The sequence below is a fragment of the Streptomyces sp. NPDC058307 genome (genome assembly GCF_042880295.1).
GTDB lineage: Bacteria > Actinomycetota > Actinomycetes > Streptomycetales > Streptomycetaceae > Streptomyces.
On sequence record NZ_JBHVYZ010000028.1, the window covers coordinates 32,810 to 50,166 of the forward strand.

Sequence of the window (17,357 nt, forward strand, 5' to 3'; positions counted from 1 at the left end):
CGACACCGACGGCCAGAAGGCGGTGGAGGGCAACGGGAACACCCTCGCCGAGCTCTTCGCCGACCTGGAGACCCGGCACGCGGGCGTCCAGGCCCGCATCGTGGCCGGCGGTGAACTGCGCCGCTTCGTCAACGTCTACCTCAACGACGAGGACGTCCGCTTCCTCGACGGCATCAACACCAAGCTCACCGACGGCGACAACGTCACGATCCTGCCGGCCGTGGCCGGCGGCATGGCCTGATCGTCGATGCGCTACGACTCCCCGCTGGCCGCGGTGGGCAACACCCCCCTGGTGCGCCTGCCGCGGCTCTCGCCGTCCGCCGACGTCCGCATCTGGGCGAAGCTGGAGGACCGCAACCCGACCGGCTCGGTCAAGGACCGCCCCGCCCTGCACATGATCGAGCAGGCGGAGAAGGACGGCCGCCTCACGCCCGGCTGCACCATCCTGGAGCCCACCTCCGGCAACACCGGCATCTCCCTGGCGATGGCCGCCAAGCTCAAGGGCTACCGCATGGTCTGCGTGATGCCCGAGAACACCTCGCAGGAGCGCCGCGAGCTGCTCGCCATGTGGGGCGCCGAGATCATCCCGTCCCCGGCCGCGGGCGGCTCCAACACCGCCGTACGGGTCGCCAAGGAGCTGTCCGCCGAGCACCCCGACTGGGTGATGCTCTACCAGTACGGCAACCCCGACAACGCGGGCGCCCACTACGCGACCACCGGCCCGGAGATCCTCGCCGACCTCCCCTCGGTCACCCACTTCGTCGCGGGCCTCGGCACCACCGGCACCCTGATGGGCGTCGGCCGCTACCTGCGTGAGCACCGACCGGACGTGAAGATCGTGGCCGCCGAGCCGCGCTACGACGACCTGGTCTACGGACTCAGGAACCTCGACGAGGGCTTCGTACCGGAGCTGTACGACGCGTCGGTGCTGACCACCCGCTTCTCCGTCGGCTCGGCGGACGCGGTCACCCGCACCCGCGAGCTTCTCCAGCAGGAGGGCATCTTCGCGGGCGTCTCCACGGGCGCCGCCCTGCACGCGGCGATCGGCGTCGGCAACAAGGCGCTGAAGGCGGGGGAGTCCGCCGACATCGTGTTCGTCGTGGCCGACGGCGGCTGGAAGTACCTCTCCACGGGCGTCTACACGGCGGCGACGACGGAGGAAGCGATCGAGACGCTCCAGGGCCAGCTCTGGGCGTGAGGTTCCGCGTCGCGCTCTGGGCGTGACGATCTACGTCGCGCTCTGGGCGTGACGTCCTACGTCGCCAGGTGACGGACCTGATCCCACAGGACCGGGTCCACCACCCCCGCCCTCCGCCGGAAGTCGCCCACCGGCACCACCCGCAGCTCGTCCGTCTCCAGGAAGCTCGCGCGCCCCTGAGCGTCACCCACCGAGCCCGGCGGCAACGGGATCACCCCGCCCCGCTCGTCGTGGTACTTGCTGGTGATCTTCGCGACGGTGACCCGCCCGCCGCGCACCGCCAGCACGAGACACGGCCGGTCCTTGGCCCCCGGCCCGTCCTCGTACGGCACCTGCGCCCACCAGATCTCGGCGGGCCGCGGCCGCACCCCCGTCGTACGCCCGGACGGCCGAGTCGTACGGTCCGCGCGGCCCCGGGGCCGATGCCCCCGCCCCCAGCCGTCCACCAGGGTGGCGACCAGCGCGAGCAGCACCACCGCCACGAGCGCGAGCCACCAGGACGTGTCCATGAGGACGACGGTACCGGCGCGCGAACTGCCCCGCGCGCCCTCTGCGTAACCCGTGATCCCTCTCTCACTCCCCATGCGCCGCGGGTCCAGCCGAACCGGTGACAGCACAGGTGAGTTCGCCCACAACAGCCCTTGGTGGAGGAGCGACCGGGGGTTTTGCGCCTTACGCTCGACGGACCGCACGACCCCCGTTCTCCATCCCAGAAAAGTTCCCGCCAGCGGAGGTTTCTGTTTTATGAAGCTCACCGTCGTCGGCTGCTCGGGGTCGTTCCCGTCCGCGGAATCGGCCTGCTCGAGCTACCTCGTCGAGGCCGACGGCTACCGGCTGCTTCTCGACATGGGCAACGGTGCCCTTGGCGAGCTGCAGCGCCACTGCGGTCTCTACGACCTCGACGCGATCTTCCTCAGCCATCTGCACGCCGACCACTGCATCGACATGTGCGCGTACTTCGTCGCGCGCTACTACCGCCACGACGGCGGCCGCTGCGACCCCATCCCGGTCTACGGCCCCGAAGGCACCGAGCACCGCCTCACCACGGCCTACGCCGACACCCCCACCGCCTCCTCCATGAGCGAGGTCTTCGACTTCCACACGGTCAAGCCGTCCACCTTCGACATCGGCCCGTTCACGGTCCACACCGAGCGAGTCGCGCACCCGGTGGAGGCGTACGGCATCCGCGTCGAGCACGGCGGGAAGTCCCTCACGTACTCCGGCGACACGGGTGTGAGCCCCGCCCTGACCGATCTCGCCCGCGACACCGACCTGTTCCTGTGCGAGGCCGCCTTCACGCACGGCAAGGAAGACATTCCCGACCTGCACCTCAACGGCCGCGAGGCGGGTGAGACGGCGACCCGGGCAAACGCCCGCCGCCTGGTCCTCACCCACATCCCCCCGTGGACCGACCCCCAGGTCAACCTCGTCGACGCGCGCGCGACGTTCGACGGCCCGGTGTCCCTGGCGACGCCGAGGGTGTCGTACGAGATCTAGCACCCACGGCATCGCCCACGGTACGACGAAGGCCCCCGGAGAGGTTCAGGACTCCGGGGGCCTTCGCCGTACGTCGGTCGGAGGTCAGGCCTTCGTGAGGTCCTCGATCTCCTCCTCGGGCTCGCGGCCCGGGGTGGGGAGGTTCCACTTGACGATGGCGAAGCGGAAGACGGCGTAGTAGATCGCGCCGAAGACCAGGCCTATCGGGATGATCAGCCAGGGCTTCGTGGCCAGGTTCCAGTTCAGCCCGTAGTCGATGGCACCCGCGGAGAAGGTGAAGCCCGCGTGGACGCCGAGCGCCCAGGTGACCGCCATCGACAGGGCGGTGAGAACCGCGTGGATCGCGTACAGCACCGGGGCGATGAACATGAACGAGAACTCGATCGGCTCGGTCACACCGGTCACGAAGGAGGTCAGAGCGAGGGAGACCATCATGCCCATCACGGCCTTGCGGCGCTCGGGGCGGGCCGAGTGGGCGATCGCGATCGCGGCGGCCGGCAGACCGAACATCATGATCGGGAAGAAGCCCGACATGAACTGACCGGCGGTCGGGTCACCGGCGAAGAAGCGGGTCAGGTCGCCGTGGACGACGGTGCCCGAGGCGTTCTTGAAGTCGCCGATCTGGAACCAGGCGACGGAGTTCACGAACTGGTGCATGCCGACCGGGATCAGCGCACGGTTGATCAGACCGAACAGACCGGCACCGAAGGCACCGAGACCGGTGATCCACTCGCCGAAGTTCGAGATGCCCTCACCGATCGGCTCCCAGACCAGGCCGAAGAAGACGCCCAGGAGCGTGCCGACGAAGGCCATGATGATCGGCACCAGCCGACGGCCGTTGAAGAAGCCGAGCCAGTCCACCAGCCTGGTGCGGTGGAAGCGCTGCCACAGCACGGCGGAGAGCAGACCCATGATGATGCCGCCGAGCACACCGGGGTTGTTGTAGGTCGCGGCTATGTCCGCGCCCGCCTGGACCTTCGCCTCGGTGACCGGGAACGCCTTCAGTACGTTGCTGTAGACAAGGAAGCCCACCAGCGCGGCCAGCGCGGTCGAGCCGTCCGACTTCTTGGCGAAGCCGATCGCCACACCGATGCAGAACAGCATCGGAAGGTTGTCGAAGATGGCGCCGCCCGCCGTGGCGAAGACCGCCGTGACCTTGTCGGGCAGGTGCAGCTTGTCGTGGACGTCCTGCTGGCCGAACCGGAGCAGCAGCCCCGCCGCCGGCAACACGGCGATCGGGAGCTGAAGACTGCGGCCGACCTTCTGCAGGCCCTGGAAAAGACCGGAACCCCGCTTCTTCGCAGGGGCCGCCGTCTCGGTGGCGGTGCTCATGACGCTTCCTCCATCGGGTGGTGGTCTACACCACTCAGTGGTGTAGACCTGTTGTACACGATGGGGGCGTTATAAGGAACCCGTCAGTTCTGCAACCGGAGGACTACACCTTGGTGACGTCCTCGACCTCCTCCTCCGGCTCCCGGCCCGGCGTCCCGAGGTCGAACTTCGTGATCGCGAACCGGAAGACCAGGTAATAGAGGGCCGCGAAGCACAGGCCGATCGGGACGATCGCCCAAGGTCTCGTCGCGAGGTTCCAGTTGATGACGTAGTCGATGAGACCGGCCGAGAAGCTGAAACCGTCATGCACTCCCAGCCCCCACGTCACCGCCATCGACATCCCCGTCAGCACCGCGTGCACCACGTACAGCAGCGGCGCGACGAACAGGAACGAGTACTCGATCGGCTCGGTGATCCCCGTCACGAACGAGGTCAGGGCCACGGACAGCATCAGACCGCCGACCTCCTTGCGCCGCCCCGGCCTCGCACAGTGCGTGATCGCCAGCGCCGCCGCCGGCAGCGCGAACATCATGATCGGGAAGAACCCCGAGGTGAACTGCCCCGCGTTCGGATCCCCCGCCAGGAACATGTTGATGTCACCGTGCACCTGGGAGCCGTCCGCCTTGGTGTACGTCCCGAACTGGAACCAGATGGGCACGTTGAGGAACTGGTGCAACCCGATCACCAGCAACGCCCGGTTCGCGACACCGAACAGCCCCGCACCCCACGCCCCCGCGCCCTTCAGCCAGTCGCTGAAGTTCTCCAGCCCGTCACCGATCGGCGGCCACACCCACAGACACAGCGCGGCGAACACGATCGCCACGAACGCCATGACGATCGGCACCAGTCGGCGCCCGTTGAAGAAGCCGAGCCAGTCCACCAGCTTCGTGCGGTGGTACCGCTGCCAGAAGAACGCCGTCAGCAGCCCCATCACGATGCCGCCGAACACCCCAGGGTTCTGGTACGTGAACGCCACGACCGTCTGGTCCACCGTCGCCTGGCACCCGATGCCCTGCACGGCCTTCGCCCCGCTCGGACAGTCCTCCGGAAACTGCCTCAACACCGAGAAGTAGACGAGGAATCCGGCCACCGCCGCCAGCGCCGTCGACCCGTCCGACTTCTTCGCCATCCCGATCGCCACACCCACGCAGAACAGCAGCGGCAGCCCCAGCTGACCGTCGAGCAGCGCCCCGCCCGCACCCGCCATCACCTTGGAGACGTTCGTCCAGCCCAGCCCGTCGTCCCCGAACACGTCCGGCTGGCCGAGCCGGTTGAGGATGCCCGCGGCCGGCAGTACGGCAATGGGCAGCTGAAGACTGCGGCCCATCTTCTGCAGCCCCTGGAACGCGGACTGCCAACGCCGGCGCGCGGGTGAGATCCCGGTCTCTGAACTCATCAGTTGGCGACCGCCTGTCGGGTGGTGTAGACCAGTCACGGACGATTGAGCGGCCGTGACGTCATCTTTGGCGTCATCTTTCGGTACGCACGGCGCAATCGCTCCCGAAGTTGGGCCAACTGTGCATGAGGAGACCGGCATGGCCACCAAGGCAGAGAAGATCGTCGCGGGACTCGGCGGCATCGAGAACATCGAAGAGGTCGAGGGCTGCATCACCCGCCTGCGCACCGAGGTCGTCGACGCGAGCAAGGTCGACGACGCCGCCCTCAAGGCCGCAGGCGCCCACGGCGTCGTCAAGATGGGCACCGCCATCCAGGTTGTCATCGGCACCGACGCCGACCCCATCGCCGCGGAGATCGAGGACATGATGTGAGCTGAGCGCGCCCGGCGCCCACCCGGGAGGCCGCTAGGCTCGACGCCATGTCTCGAATCGACGGCCGCACCCCCGAACAACTCCGCCCGGTCACCATCGAACGCGGCTGGAGCAAGCACGCCGAGGGCTCCGTCCTCGTCTCCTTCGGCGACACCAAGGTCTTCTGCACCGCCTCCGTCACCGAAGGCGTCCCCCGCTGGCGCAAGGGCAGCGGCGAGGGCTGGGTGACCGCCGAGTACTCCATGCTGCCCCGCGCCACCAACACCCGCGGCGACCGCGAGTCCGTCCGCGGCAGGATCGGCGGCCGCACGCACGAGATCAGCCGGCTCATCGGCCGCTCCCTGCGCGCGGTCATCGACTACAAGGCGCTCGGCGAGAACACCATCGTCCTCGACTGCGACGTCCTCCAGGCCGACGGCGGCACCCGCACCGCCGCCATCACCGGCGCCTACGTCGCCCTCGCCGACGCCGTCGCCTGGGCCCAGGGCAAGAAGCTCATCAAGGCCGGCCGTCAGCCGCTGACCGGAACCGTGAGCGCGGTCTCCGTCGGCATCGTGGGAGGCGTCCCCCTCCTCGACCTCCACTACGAGGAGGACGTCAAGGCCGACACCGACATGAACGTCGTCTGCACCGGCGACGGCCGCTTCGTCGAGGTCCAGGGCACCGCCGAGGCCGAGCCCTTCGCCCGCGAGGAGCTCAACTCCCTCCTCGACCTCGCCGTCCTGGGCTGCTCGGAACTCGCCGTCCTGCAGAACAAGGCGCTCGACACGGTGCTCGAAAGGTAAAGGGACCGCCAAGAACGGTGGCCGGTGCGCGCAACCCGACCGACCGTACCGGCGTCTTCGGGAGTACGGGCGCCCGCTGTGCACAACGGGCGCCCGGCCAGTCAACGGGGGCCTCCTGAGGCCTGCCACAGGGAGGAAACAGATCCATGGCCGCGAGATCCATGGCCGCGAGCCGACGCCGCCGCAGTCGCCGTATCACCATCGCCGCCGCGGTGGCCGCCGTGGGACTCACGGTCGGCCTCACCACCGGCTGCGACGCCGTCAGCAAGGCACTGGACTGCGTCCAGACCGCCGAGGCCGTCGCCGACAGCGTCACCGACCTCCAGCAGGCCGTGGAGAACGCGTCCAACGACCCCACCCAGATCGACGAGGCCCTCGCCTCCATCGACCAGAACCTCGACGAGATCGGCGACAAGACCGACAACGCCGACGTCAACAAGGCGGTCGACCACCTCAACACCGCCGTGTCCAACGTCCGTACGGCGGTCAGGAACGGCGACGAGACCCCGGACCTCAGCCCGATCACCGACGCCGCCGGCGAACTGACCAAGGTCTGCACCCCCTGACACCGGCTGGATACTGGTGGGCATGACCCGCCTGATCCTCGCCACCCGCAACGCCGGCAAAATCACCGAGCTCCACGCGATCCTCGCCGACGCAGGTCTGCCCTTCGACCTCGTCGGCGCGGACGCGTACCCCGAGATCCCCGACGTCAGGGAAACCGGCGTCACCTTCGCCGAGAACGCCCTCCTCAAGGCCCACGCCCTCGCCCAAGCAACGGGCCTCCCCGCGGTCGCGGACGACTCGGGCCTGTGCGTGGACGTCCTGAACGGCGCCCCGGGAATCTTCTCGGCCCGCTGGTCGGGGAGCCACGGAGACGACCGCGCGAACCTGGAGTTGCTGCTGGCCCAGCTCTCGGACATCGCCGACGAACACCGCGGAGCCCACTTCGCCTGCGCGGCGGCCCTCGCCCTGCCGGACGGCACGGAAAGGGTGGTCGAGGGCCGCCTGCAGGGCGTGTTGCGCCACACCCCGGTAGGCACGAACGGCTTCGGCTACGACCCGATCCTCCAGCCGGAGGGCGAGACCCGAACCTGCGCGGAGCTCTCACCGGAGGAGAAGAACGCGATCAGCCACCGGGGACAGGCGTTCCGGGCGCTGGTGCCGGTGGTGCGGGAGTTGTTGGGCTGAAGCCACGAATGCCCCGCGCCTTCGATCTGAAGGTGCGGGGCCCTGTGCGGCCGGTGGGATTCGAACCCACACGGGCTCTCGCCCAAGGGTTCCTAAGACCCTCGCGTATGCCGTTCCGCCACGGCCGCGTGCACGGTCATCGTACCGGGCGTCGTTCCCCGTCCTCTGCCTCCCCTGCACCAGGTACTGGTGATGGCGTGGCAGTTGGGGCACAGCAGCCGCAGGTTCTCGCGCCGGTCGTCGCTCCAGTCCCCGTTGATGTGATCGACCTCCAAAGTCATAGGCTTGCCGAGCCATTCGGGGCCCGTTCCGCACTCGGCGCACTCCTCGGGCACGCCCACTTCGGCGAGCGCTCGGCGGAGCAGGTGGGTTCTGGTCCGCCGGCTGCCGTCACGCTGGACCAGGATGTCTTCAGCGCGCCTGAGGGGTGTGGTGCCAGGCCCGCCGCGTTGATGTGCCTGCCCAAGGAAGTGGGACATGTCGAGACCGTCCTCGGCGACCCAGCAGCGGAGTTGAGCACGCGACCTGCTGTTGTAGGGCTCCAGACCCAGAGCCCGGAGCGTATCCGCGATGGAGGCTGCTCCTTCAACCGCCTGACGAAGCTCGTCCGCGGCCGGTCTGTTGGGCGCTTCCCTCGCTCGCCGCTGACGGGGCATATGAGAGACGTCGATCCCGAAATGGTCGAAGCGTCGGAAGAGATGGCCGCGTAGTTGACCGTATGGGCGGGTGCCGAAAAAGGCGATGACCTCATCGATGTCCGAACACCGCGCGGCGGCCTCCGCCAGCTGTTCCTGTGTGTACCGCACGCCGTTGCTCATGAGGTCCTGACCTTGCCCCGTCCTCGGTAACGGTCCGTCGTGGAATGGCAGTTGGGGCACAGGAACCGCAGGTTCTCGATGCGGTTGTCGCGCCAGTTGCCATTGATGTGGTCGACTTCCAGAGGGAGCGGATGTCCTCGCCAGAGCGCCTCTGTGCCGCACAGGGCGCAACGCTCCCGTACGCCTGTCTCCTTCATCGCCCACCGGAGACGATCACTGGGGATGCGTCGTGCCTGCCCGTGCGGCTGCTCGACGAGCAGGTTCTCCGGCGTTCGAGGCCGCCGGGTCTTGCCCCGCTGGGTGGGTGCCTGGAAGTGCGAGACGTCGATGCCGTACGCCTTGATCCGCCGACTGATGTGTGTGTGGTGCCCGCCCACCACCTCGAGTCCTAGTCGGCGCAGCACCTCGCACATGTTCGTCGACGCCGAGACGGCTTCCTTGAGGATCTCCCGCGTCCACTTCACTCCCTCCTGCTCGAAGTGCGAGATGTCCAGGCCCAGCTTCTTCATCCGCTCGACGACGTACCGTCGAGTCGAACTCCGCGGATCCACCCCCAATCTCTGCAACGCCTCAGACAACGTCCGAGCCCCCGAGCCGCCTCCTCCAGCCGCTCCTTGGTGTACGCACTGGCCCCCACCGAACCCCCTCCGTTCCCGACCGCATGTTCGCGACCTCGTACGGAGTAACGAACCGCTGACCGGACAGTCACGCTTGATATGTAAAGGGGCTGATATTCTGTCGGCCACCAACGCGGCCTTCCGGGGGCGGACTCTTGTTCGCTCGGGAGGCTTTTTCATGACCTCAGCAGAGTTGGATATTCGCTCGGCGACCCCCGCCGATCGCCCCGCCGTCGAACGCCTCTGGCTGCTCTTCCGGCATGACCTGTCCGAGTTCGGGGGACAACTGCCCAACCCGGACGGGACGTTCCGCAGTGAGTGGCTGGAGGCTGCGTTCTCCGGAAGACGAGGACTGGGCGCCGTATCTCTTCCGCCTCGGCGGGCATCCCGTCGGGTTCGCGTTCGTGCGGGGGCTCGACACGCCCACCCGGGTGCTCAACAGTTTCTTCGTCGTGCGGGCGGCGCGGAGGAGTGGGGTGGGCTTCGGGGCATACGGGACGTCGTCGCCCGGCATCCAGGGGAGTGGGAGATTCCCTTTCAGGACGTGAACACCGGTGCCGTGCGGTTCTGGCGGCGCGTTGCCACCGAGCTCGCCGGGGACGCGTGGCGCGAGGAAGCCAGGCCGGTGCCCGAGCGGCCCGACCTGGCTCCCGGCTGCTGGATCTCGTTCAGATACCCAGGTCCTTGATGATCTTCGCCACGTGCCCCGTCGCCCGGACGTTGTACAGCGCCCGTTCGACCTTGCCCTCCTCGTCCACGATGATCGTGGAGCGGATGACGCCCATGTACGTCTTGCCGTAGTTCTTCTTCTCGCCGTAGGCGCCGTAGGCCTCGGTCACGGTCTTCTCCGGGTCGGCCAGGAGCGTGACCTTCAGGGATTCCTTGTCGCGGAACTTCGCCAGCTTCTCCGGGGCGTCCGGGGAGATGCCGAGGACGTCGTAGCCCGCGCCGGCCAGCACCTCCAGGTTGTCGGTGAAGTCGCAGGCCTGCTTCGTGCAGCCGGGGGTCAGGGCGGCCGGGTAGAAGTAGACGATGACCTTGCGGCCCTTGTGGTCGGACAGGGACACCTGCCGGCCGTCGGCGTCGGGCAGGGTGAAGGCGGGGGCCACGTCCCCGGGCTGGAGTCGCTCGCTCATTGGGTCAGCGTAACCGGGGGTCCTGACAGTGCGGCGGCGGACGGAACTGACAGACTGTCCAGGACAAGTAGCAGCGACCCCGGAGGCTCTACCGTGGCGGACACGTCGGACACCAGAACCCCGGCGCAGATCGAGGCGGACATCAAGCGCCGCCGCGAGGTGCTGGCAGAGACGCTCGACGAGATCGGGGTGCGGGTGCACCCGAAGACGATCGTCGGCGACGCCAAGGCGAAAGCCGTCTCCACCATCGACCACACGCTCGGGCGGGCGTACGTCTCCGTCAACAAGGCCGTCACGGACGTGAAGGCCCAGTTCGTGGACGAGGAGGGCGCGCCCCGCCTGGAGCGTGTCGTGCCGGTCGCCCTCGTCGCCGTGGGACTCGTGGGGCTGCTGGCCCTGAGCACCCGGCGCCGCAAGGGCTGACCCGGCCGCGTACACGGGCGTCGAGGACAGGTAGGTTCAGTGGCGTGAGCGCCAAGAGAAACGACACCCCGCAGGACAAGCTGCCCATCCGGATGCTGCACGACCGCGTACTCGTGCGGCAGGAGACCGGTGAGGGCGAGCGGCGGTCGGGTGGTGGCATCCTGATTCCCGCCACCGCGGCCGTCGGGCGCCGGCTGGCCTGGGCCGAGGTCGTCGCCGTGGGGCAGAACGTACGGACCGTGGAGCCGGGGGACCGGGTGCTGTACGACCCGGAGGACCGTGCCGAGGTCGAGGTGCGCGGGACCGGTTACGTCCTCATGCGTGAGCGTGATCTGCACGCCGTGGCGGCCGACCGGTTCGAGGGCTCCGAGGACTCGACGGGCCTGTACCTGTAGGCAGCCGGTACTTGCAGGCAGAGGGACTTGTAGGCAGAGGGAGACATCCGAAAGGGGCCGGTGACCATCGTCACCGGCCCCTTTCGCCGTGTCGCGGGACGGTCAGTCCCGTCTGGCCGTGGTCACCAGGCCCCCGCCCTCCGTCGTCGCCCCGCCGCTCGGGTTGTCTCCGGTGGTGCCTCCGGTCGCGTCACCCGTCGTGCCGCCGTCGGTCGTGGTGCCGCCGTTCGTGGGGCCCCCGGTGGTCCCGCCCCCCGTGGTGGTCCCGCCGCCGGTGGTGGTGCCGCCGCCGGTCGTGTTCCCGGTCGTGCCGCCGGTCGTGGTGCCGCCGCCGGTCGTGGTCGTGCCGCCGTTGTCCTGGCCCTGGGTCTGCCCCTGGGACTGGCCCTGGGTGTCCTGGCCGCCGGTGGTGTCGCCCGTGGTGCCGCCGTTGTCCTGGCCGCCCGTGGTCGGGTCGACGGGGGCCTGGCTGCTGGGAGCCACCTCGTCGGCGCCCGCCTGGAGTTCGAGGTCGAAGTCGCTGTCCGAGGTCCCCTTGAGGGCGGCCTTGGTGTACTGCGCCCAGATCTCGGCGGGCGGCCCGCCGCCGTTGACGCGCTGCAGGCCCATCGCGCCGTACAGCGACTTGTGCGCGGCGGTCACCGGGTCCTGGCCCATGACGGAGACGACCGTGACCAGTTCGGGGGTGTAGCCGGCGAACCAGGCCGCGGTGTCCTTCTCGGCGGTGCCGGTCTTGCCCGCGGCGGTGCGGCCCGCGCCCTGGGCGGCGGTGGCGGTGCCGTTCTCCACAACGCTCTGCAGTATCGAGGTGGTGGTGTCGGCGGCCTCGCGGCTGACGGCTTGCTCGGTCTTCTTGTGGGGCAGCTCGACGGTCTGCTCACCGTCCTTGGTGATCTTGTCGATCATCGTGTACGTGCCGTGCCGGCCGTGGTTGGCGAGGGTGGCGTAGGCCTCTGCCATGTCGAGGACGCTCGCGGTGTTCACGCCGAGCGCGATCGACGGGGACGCCGTCAGGTCCGGGGTGTCGGAGGGGATGCCCAGGTCGATCGCGGTCTGCTTGACCTTGTCGGAGCCGACGTCGACGGCCATCTGCGCGTACACCGAGTTGACGGACTTGTCGGTGGCCGCACGGACGGTGATCTCGCCGTAGGAGCCCTGGTCCTCGTTCTCGGGGGCGTAGGTGCCGCCGTTCCACCCGACGACGGGGCGCTTGTTGGTGCCGTCGTAGTAGGTGTTGGGGGTGATGGTCTGGCCGTCCTGGGTCTCGGAGTGGTTCTGGACGGCCGAGGCGAACACGATGGGCTTGAAGATGGAGCCGACCTGGAAGTCGCCGCGGGTCGCGCCGTTCGTGTACTGCTTGACGTAGTCGATGCCGCCGTACATCGCGACGATCTTGCCGGTCTTCGGGTCGACGGAGGCGCCGCCCGCGCGGACGTAGTTGTCGACCTTGTTGTTCTTCTTGTCGAGCTTCTTGATCACCTGGTCGTTCACCGCCTTCACGAAGGCGTTCTGCTTGCCCTTGTCCAGGGTGGTGGTGATGCGGTAGCCGCCCGCTTCCAGCTGCTCCTTGGTGAGGATCTTGTTGTCGAGGATGTAGTCCTCGACCGCGTTCTTGATGTAGCCGCGCTGCCCGGACAGGCCGGTGGAGACGGTCTGTTCCTTCGGCATCGGGAACTTCAGCCCGGTGCGCGCGGACTGGGCCAGCCAGCCCTTCTTGACCATGCCGTCCAGGACGTAGTTCCAGCGGGCCTCGGCCGCCGCCTTGTTCCCGGGGTGCGCGACGACGTCGTACTCGCTCGGCGCGTTGACCAGTGCGGCGAGGTAGGCGGCGTGGGCCGGGTCGAGGTCGACGGCGTCCTGGCCGTAGTAGGCCTGGGCGGCGGCCTGGATGCCGTAGGCGTTGCGGCCGAAGTAGCTGGTGTTGAGGTAGCCCTCGAGGATGTCGTCCTTGGACTTCTCGCGGTCCAGCTTGATCGAGATGAAGAACTCCTTGGCCTTGCGGGTGACGGTCTGTTCCTGGGCCAGGTAGTAGTTCTTCACGTACTGCTGGGTGATCGTCGAGCCGGACTGCTTGCCCTTGCCGGTGGCGGTGTTCCAGCCGGCGCGGAGCATGGCCTTCGGGTCGATCGCGGACTCGGTGTAGAAGTCGCGGTCCTCGGCGGCGAGCAAGGCGTGCTGGGCGTCTTTGGACACCTGTGAGAGGGAGACGTTCTCGCGGTTGACCTCGCCGTCGCGGGCGAGCTGGCTGCCGTCGGCGTAGAGGTAGACGTTGGACTGCTTCATGGCGAGCGCGTTGGCCGGCGGGATGTTGACCATGGAGTAGCCGAGGAAGAACAGGCCGGCCAGGGCGATCAGCCCGAGGACGAAGGTGCCCAGCACCATGCGCCAGGTCGGGATCGCCCGTCGCCAGCCGGTGCGCTTGGGCCGCTTGGCCTTCTTCTTCTCGCCGGGCTCTTCGGCCGCTTGCGGCTCGCTGGGTGCCCAGCCCTTGGTCGGCTGCTGCGGCTGGTCGCTCATCTCGTGCACGGACTCCTGTTTCGCGTCGTACGTTCCCGTACGACCTCGTACGCCTTCTGCGTCCCCTGTTGAAGACTCTCGCACCCTGCGTTCCGTTCCCGGATATGGCGCGTGTCTCGCCGGGAAAATGAGTGGCCCGCCCTGTCACCTGCGCACTAGGCTCCTGCGCTTTGGTGCCGGCGGGCCGAGGAGGGCTGTGGATGTGGGTTCCTGGCGGTTGTACGCGGCCGTCGCGGCAGGGGGATTCAGACGATACGCGACATATCGCGCGGCCACGTTCGCGGGGGTGTTCACCAACACCGTTTTCGGTGTGATCCTCGTCTACACGTATCTCGCGCTGTGGGACGAGAAGCCCCATCTGGGAGGCTACGACCAGGCGCAGGCGGTCACCTATGTATGGCTGGGGCAGTGTCTCTACTCGACGCTGGCGATCCAGGGCGGCGGCGCCGAGAAGGACGTGATCGAGCGGATCCGCACGGGGGAGATCGCGGTCGATCTGTACCGCCCTGCCGACCTCCAACTGTGGTGGCTGGCGAGCGACTTGGGCAGGTCCCTCTTCCAGTTGGTGGGCCGCGGTGTGATCCCCTTCACCTTCGGCGCGCTGTTCTTCCCGATGGCGCTGCCCACGGACGTCATGTCCTGGGCGGCCCTGCTGGTGGCGCTGCTGCTCGCGATGCTGGTCAGTTTCGCGATCCGCTATCTGGCCGCCCTGAGCGTGTTCTGGCTGATGGACGGCATGGGCATCATGCAGGGCGTGATGATCACGGGGGTCTTCTGCTCGGGCATCGTGTTCCCGCTCAACGCCTTCCCCGGGGTGCTGGGCGACGTCGTGCGGGCGCTGCCGTGGGCGGCGCAGTTGCAGATGCCGGCGGACGTGCTGATGGGGGAGACCGACCCGCTCGGGGCGTACGCCTTCCAGGCGACCTGGGCGGTGGTGCTGCTGGGGGCCGGGCGGCTGCTGCAGTCGGCGGCGACCCGGCGGGTGGTGGTGCAGGGTGGCTGAGACCCGAATGTCCCGCCTGGGTGAGGGTGTGCGGGCCTACTGGCTGATCGCGGGCATGTGGGTGCGGTCCGCGATGACCTACCGCACCTCGTTCGTCGTCACGATGTGCGGCAACCTGCTGATGACCTGCCTGGACTTCGTCGGGATCCTGCTGATGTTCTCGCAGGTCGACTCGCTGGGCGGCTGGGGCCTGCCCGAGATCGCCTTCCTCTACGGCCTCTCGGTGACCGCCTTCGGGATCGCCGACCTGGTGCTCGGCTCGATGGACGTGCTGGGCGGCCGGATCCGTGACGGCTCCTTCGACATCCTGCTGGTGCGGCCGGCACCGGTGCTCGCGCAGATCGGGGCGGACCATTTCGCGGTGCGCCGGCTGGGCCGGATCACCCAGGGCACGGTGGTGCTGGTGTGGGCGCTGGCCGCGGTGGACGTCGACTGGAGCGCGGCGAAGGTGCTGCTGGTGCCGGTGATGGTGGCCAGCGGCGCGGTGATCTTCAGCGCGGTGTTCGTGGCGGGCGCGGCCTTCCAGATCTTCGCGCAGGACGCCTCCGAGGTGCAGAACGCGTTCACGTACGGCGGTACGACCCTGCTCCAGTACCCGCCGACGGTGTTCGGGAAGGACTTCGTGCGCGGGGTGACGTTCGTGCTGCCCCTCGCCTTCGTCAACTGGGTGCCGGCCTCCTATGTGCTGGGCAGGCCCTATCCGCTGGATCTGCCGAGGTGGGCGGCCTTCACGCCGCCGTTGGTGGCGCTGGTGTGCTGTGCGCTGGCCGGGCTCGCGTGGCGGGCGGGGCTCGGGTCGTATCGGAGTACCGGGAGTTGACGATGGACGCCTTCATTGAACTGGACCATGTCGAGAAGGTCTTCGACGTGCGCAAGAAGACCGGCTTCCTGAAACGGGAGCGGCGCCAGGTGCGGGCGGTCGACTCGATCTCCTTCACCGTGGCGCGCGGCGAGATGGTCGGGTACATCGGCCCGAACGGCGCCGGCAAGTCGACCACGATCAAGATGCTGACGGGCATCCTGACCCCGAGCGGTGGCCGCCTGCGGGTGGCGGGGATCGACCCGTCCCGGGAGAGGACGAAGCTCGCCCACCGCATCGGCGTGGTCTTCGGCCAGCGCACGACCCTGTGGTGGGACCTCCCGCTGATCGACTCCTACAAGCTGATGCACCGCATGTACCGGATCCCGGACGCCCGTTACCGCGAGAACCTCGACCGCTGTGTCGAACTCCTCGAACTGGCCGACCTGCTGGACGTCCCGGTACGACAGCTGTCCCTGGGCCAGCGGATGCGGGGTGACATCGCGGCCGCCCTGCTGCACGACCCCGAGGTGCTGTACCTGGACGAGCCGACCATCGGACTCGACGTCATCTCCAAGGCCAAGGTGCGGGGATTCCTGCGGGAGTTGAACACCGAGCGCGGCACGACGGTCCTGCTGACCACCCACGACCTCCAGGACATCGAGCAGCTCTGCTCACGCGTGATGGTCATCGACCACGGGCGCCTGATGTACGACGGTCCCCTCGCCGGCCTCCACGAGGTGGGCGAGAGCGAGCGCACCCTTGTGGTGGACCTGGAGCGGGAGTTGCCGCCGATCGAGGCGCCGGGCGCGCGCGTGGTGAAGGTGCAGGGGCCGCGGCAGTGGCTGGCGTTCCCGGCGTCCGAGTCGGCGGCGGCGCTGGTGGCACGGGTCGCGGCGCAGTACCCGCTGGTGGACCTGTCGGTGCGGGAGCCGGACATCGAGGCGGTGATCGCCAAGATGTATGCCGGAGAAGCGGAGAAAGCGGTGTCGTAGCCGTGGGGAGAGCTAACTCGTAGGCTGCGGTACATGACCGAGGAACTGCCAGAGCTGCGTGCCTCCGACGCCGATCGTGAGCGAGTCGCCGAGGTCCTGCGGGACGCCCTCGCGGAGGGGCGGCTCGACATGGAGGAGTTCGAGGAGCGACTGGACGCGACCTACAAGGCGCGGACGTACGGGGAGCTCGCACCGATCACCCGTGACCTGCCGGTCGGCCAGGTGGTCGCTCCCAAGGTCGACATGCTGAAGCGGCCCGAGCCGGACGGGAGTTGGGCGTCCCGGATCGTCGGCGGCGAGGGATCCTCGACGTGGGCCGTGGCCGTGATGTCCGGGTTCCAGCGCAAGGGGCGGTGGACGATGCCCCGGCGGTTCAACTGCTTCGCCTTCTGGGGCGGCGGGGAGATCGATCTGCGGGAGGCGAACTTCGCCGACGGCGAGGTCGAGATCAACTGTGTCGCGATCATGGGCGGGATGCAGGTCGTCGTACCGCCGGGGGTCGAGGTCGTGGTGCGCGGGATCGGGATCATGGGCGGCTTCGACCACCGTGAGGAGGGGGTCCCGGGAGAGCCGGGGGCACCTCGGGTGATTGTGACCGGGTTCGCGTTCTGGGGCGGCGTCGGCGTCGAGCGGAAGGTGACGCGGGCCGAGCGGCACCGGCTCCGGGAGGAGCGGCGGCAGCAGCGGCTGGATCGCCGGGAGGCCGTCCGGGAGCTGAGGGAGTCGGTCCGGGACGATGTGCGCGACGCGCATCGGCGGATGATCGGGGATCACCACGGCCTGATGCGGGAGCGCCGCCGGCGACGCGAGGACTGACGGTCCGGTGGGCCGGTGCGGGTCCGTCTTGGCGACCGGCCCCGACCAGGTCCCACCGGCCCGCAC

General features: G+C 68.7%; 19 protein-coding genes, 1 tRNA gene and 2 pseudogenes. 14 read left to right on the forward strand and 8 right to left on the reverse strand.

What is annotated here, in order from left to right; all coding sequences use genetic code 11:
- Positions 1-241, forward strand: a 241-nt coding sequence (locus tag ACFVYN_RS21035) for a MoaD/ThiS family protein (RefSeq protein ID WP_390000729.1), incomplete at its 5' end; no start/stop codon positions are given.
- A gap of 6 nt (positions 242-247) precedes the next feature.
- Positions 248-1,198, forward strand: coding sequence for a PLP-dependent cysteine synthase family protein (locus ACFVYN_RS21040; RefSeq protein WP_390000731.1), 951 nt, complete (start codon positions 248-250; stop codon positions 1,196-1,198).
- A gap of 56 nt (positions 1,199-1,254) precedes the next feature.
- Here the strand turns inward: ACFVYN_RS21040 and ACFVYN_RS21045 are convergent, their stop codons facing one another.
- Positions 1,255-1,707: a type II toxin-antitoxin system PemK/MazF family toxin gene (locus ACFVYN_RS21045; RefSeq protein WP_390000733.1), complete on the reverse strand. Its 453-nt coding sequence runs from the start codon at positions 1,705-1,707 to the stop codon at positions 1,255-1,257.
- Between the two features lie 235 nt (positions 1,708-1,942).
- Here ACFVYN_RS21045 and ACFVYN_RS21050 point away from each other — a divergent pair, with 235 nt between their 5' ends.
- The gene (locus ACFVYN_RS21050; protein ID WP_390000735.1) at positions 1,943-2,695 is read left to right on the forward strand and encodes an MBL fold metallo-hydrolase; all 753 of its coding nucleotides are present in this window, start codon (positions 1,943-1,945) and stop codon (positions 2,693-2,695) included.
- Between the two features lie 84 nt (positions 2,696-2,779).
- Here ACFVYN_RS21050 and ACFVYN_RS21055 read toward each other — a convergent pair whose 3' ends face one another.
- Together ACFVYN_RS21055 and ACFVYN_RS21060 are read right to left on the reverse strand one after the other, a co-directional pair.
- Positions 2,780-4,027, reverse strand: coding sequence for a PTS transporter subunit EIIC (locus ACFVYN_RS21055; RefSeq protein WP_390000737.1), 1,248 nt, complete (start codon positions 4,025-4,027; stop codon positions 2,780-2,782).
- Between the two features lie 103 nt (positions 4,028-4,130).
- Complete coding sequence (locus ACFVYN_RS21060; protein ID WP_390000739.1) at positions 4,131-5,423, reverse strand: PTS transporter subunit EIIC; 1,293 nt, start codon at positions 5,421-5,423, stop codon at positions 4,131-4,133.
- A gap of 139 nt (positions 5,424-5,562) precedes the next feature.
- On the opposite strand from ACFVYN_RS21060, the gene ACFVYN_RS21065 reads away from it, so the two are divergent.
- The 4 genes from ACFVYN_RS21065 (at position 5,563) to rdgB (ending at position 7,772) form a co-directional block, all read left to right on the forward strand.
- Positions 5,563-5,796 (forward strand): PTS glucose/sucrose transporter subunit IIB, encoded by a 234-nt coding sequence (locus tag ACFVYN_RS21065; protein WP_069765363.1) that lies wholly within the window; start codon positions 5,563-5,565, stop codon positions 5,794-5,796.
- 47 nt (positions 5,797-5,843) lie between these two features.
- On the forward strand, positions 5,844-6,581 hold the full coding sequence (gene rph / locus ACFVYN_RS21070; protein ID WP_390000741.1) for a ribonuclease PH: 738 nt from the start codon (positions 5,844-5,846) through the stop codon (positions 6,579-6,581).
- 161 nt (positions 6,582-6,742) lie between these two features.
- Entirely contained in the window at positions 6,743-7,147 is a 405-nt protein-coding gene (locus tag ACFVYN_RS21075; RefSeq protein ID WP_390000844.1) for a hypothetical protein, read from the forward strand.
- Between the two features lie 22 nt (positions 7,148-7,169).
- Entirely contained in the window at positions 7,170-7,772 is a 603-nt protein-coding gene (gene rdgB, locus ACFVYN_RS21080; RefSeq protein ID WP_390000743.1) for an RdgB/HAM1 family non-canonical purine NTP pyrophosphatase, read from the forward strand.
- A gap of 45 nt (positions 7,773-7,817) precedes the next feature.
- On the opposite strand, the gene ACFVYN_RS21085 is transcribed toward rdgB, so the two are convergent.
- The 3 genes and pseudogenes from ACFVYN_RS21085 to ACFVYN_RS21095 form a co-directional block, all read right to left on the reverse strand.
- Positions 7,818-7,900, reverse strand: a tRNA-Leu gene (locus ACFVYN_RS21085).
- Positions 7,865-8,590 carry an HNH endonuclease gene (locus ACFVYN_RS21090; protein WP_390000745.1) on the reverse strand — a complete coding sequence of 242 codons (726 nt, stop codon included), beginning with the start codon at positions 8,588-8,590 and terminating at the stop codon, positions 7,865-7,867. Before ACFVYN_RS21090 ends, ACFVYN_RS21085 begins: the two co-directional genes overlap by 36 nt.
- Positions 8,587-9,227, reverse strand: a pseudogene (locus ACFVYN_RS21095) (HNH endonuclease signature motif containing protein). The gene ACFVYN_RS21090 and the pseudogene ACFVYN_RS21095 overlap by 4 nt, the downstream one beginning before the upstream one ends.
- 158 nt (positions 9,228-9,385) lie before the next feature.
- Between ACFVYN_RS21095 and ACFVYN_RS21100 the strand changes: the two are divergent.
- Positions 9,386-9,895, forward strand: a pseudogene (locus ACFVYN_RS21100) (GNAT family N-acetyltransferase).
- On the opposite strand, the gene bcp reads toward ACFVYN_RS21100, so the two are convergent.
- On the reverse strand, positions 9,876-10,343 hold the full coding sequence (gene bcp / locus ACFVYN_RS21105; protein ID WP_390000747.1) for a thioredoxin-dependent thiol peroxidase: 468 nt from the start codon (positions 10,341-10,343) through the stop codon (positions 9,876-9,878). The pseudogene ACFVYN_RS21100 and the gene bcp overlap by 20 nt on opposite strands.
- 93 nt (positions 10,344-10,436) lie before the next feature.
- Here bcp and ACFVYN_RS21110 point away from each other — a divergent pair, with 93 nt between their 5' ends.
- Both ACFVYN_RS21110 and ACFVYN_RS21115 read left to right on the forward strand, forming a co-directional pair.
- The gene (locus ACFVYN_RS21110) at positions 10,437-10,766 is read left to right on the forward strand and encodes a DUF3618 domain-containing protein (RefSeq protein WP_390000749.1); all 330 of its coding nucleotides are present in this window, start codon (positions 10,437-10,439) and stop codon (positions 10,764-10,766) included.
- 92 nt (positions 10,767-10,858) lie between these two features.
- The gene (locus ACFVYN_RS21115) at positions 10,859-11,161 is read left to right on the forward strand and encodes a GroES family chaperonin (protein ID WP_390000846.1); all 303 of its coding nucleotides are present in this window, start codon (positions 10,859-10,861) and stop codon (positions 11,159-11,161) included.
- A 102-nt stretch (positions 11,162-11,263) separates the two neighbouring features.
- Here ACFVYN_RS21115 and ACFVYN_RS21120 read toward each other — a convergent pair whose 3' ends face one another.
- Complete coding sequence (locus ACFVYN_RS21120; protein WP_390000751.1) at positions 11,264-13,678, reverse strand: transglycosylase domain-containing protein; 2,415 nt, start codon at positions 13,676-13,678, stop codon at positions 11,264-11,266.
- Between the two features lie 202 nt (positions 13,679-13,880).
- Here ACFVYN_RS21120 and ACFVYN_RS21125 point away from each other — a divergent pair, with 202 nt between their 5' ends.
- The 4 genes from ACFVYN_RS21125 to ACFVYN_RS21140 are packed head-to-tail and all read left to right on the forward strand — an operon-like array spanning position 13,881 to position 17,291.
- Entirely contained in the window at positions 13,881-14,681 is an 801-nt protein-coding gene (locus ACFVYN_RS21125) for an ABC transporter permease (protein WP_390000848.1), read from the forward strand.
- 7 nt (positions 14,682-14,688) lie between these two features.
- Positions 14,689-15,501: an ABC transporter permease gene (locus ACFVYN_RS21130; RefSeq protein ID WP_390000850.1), complete on the forward strand. Its 813-nt coding sequence runs from the start codon at positions 14,689-14,691 to the stop codon at positions 15,499-15,501.
- A 2-nt stretch (positions 15,502-15,503) separates the two neighbouring features.
- Positions 15,504-16,475 carry an ATP-binding cassette domain-containing protein gene (locus tag ACFVYN_RS21135; RefSeq protein WP_390000753.1) on the forward strand — a complete coding sequence of 324 codons (972 nt, stop codon included), beginning with the start codon at positions 15,504-15,506 and terminating at the stop codon, positions 16,473-16,475.
- Between the two features lie 33 nt (positions 16,476-16,508).
- Positions 16,509-17,291 (forward strand): DUF1707 domain-containing protein, encoded by a 783-nt coding sequence (locus ACFVYN_RS21140; protein WP_390000755.1) that lies wholly within the window; start codon positions 16,509-16,511, stop codon positions 17,289-17,291.
- The last annotated feature ends 66 nt before the right edge of the window (positions 17,292-17,357 follow it).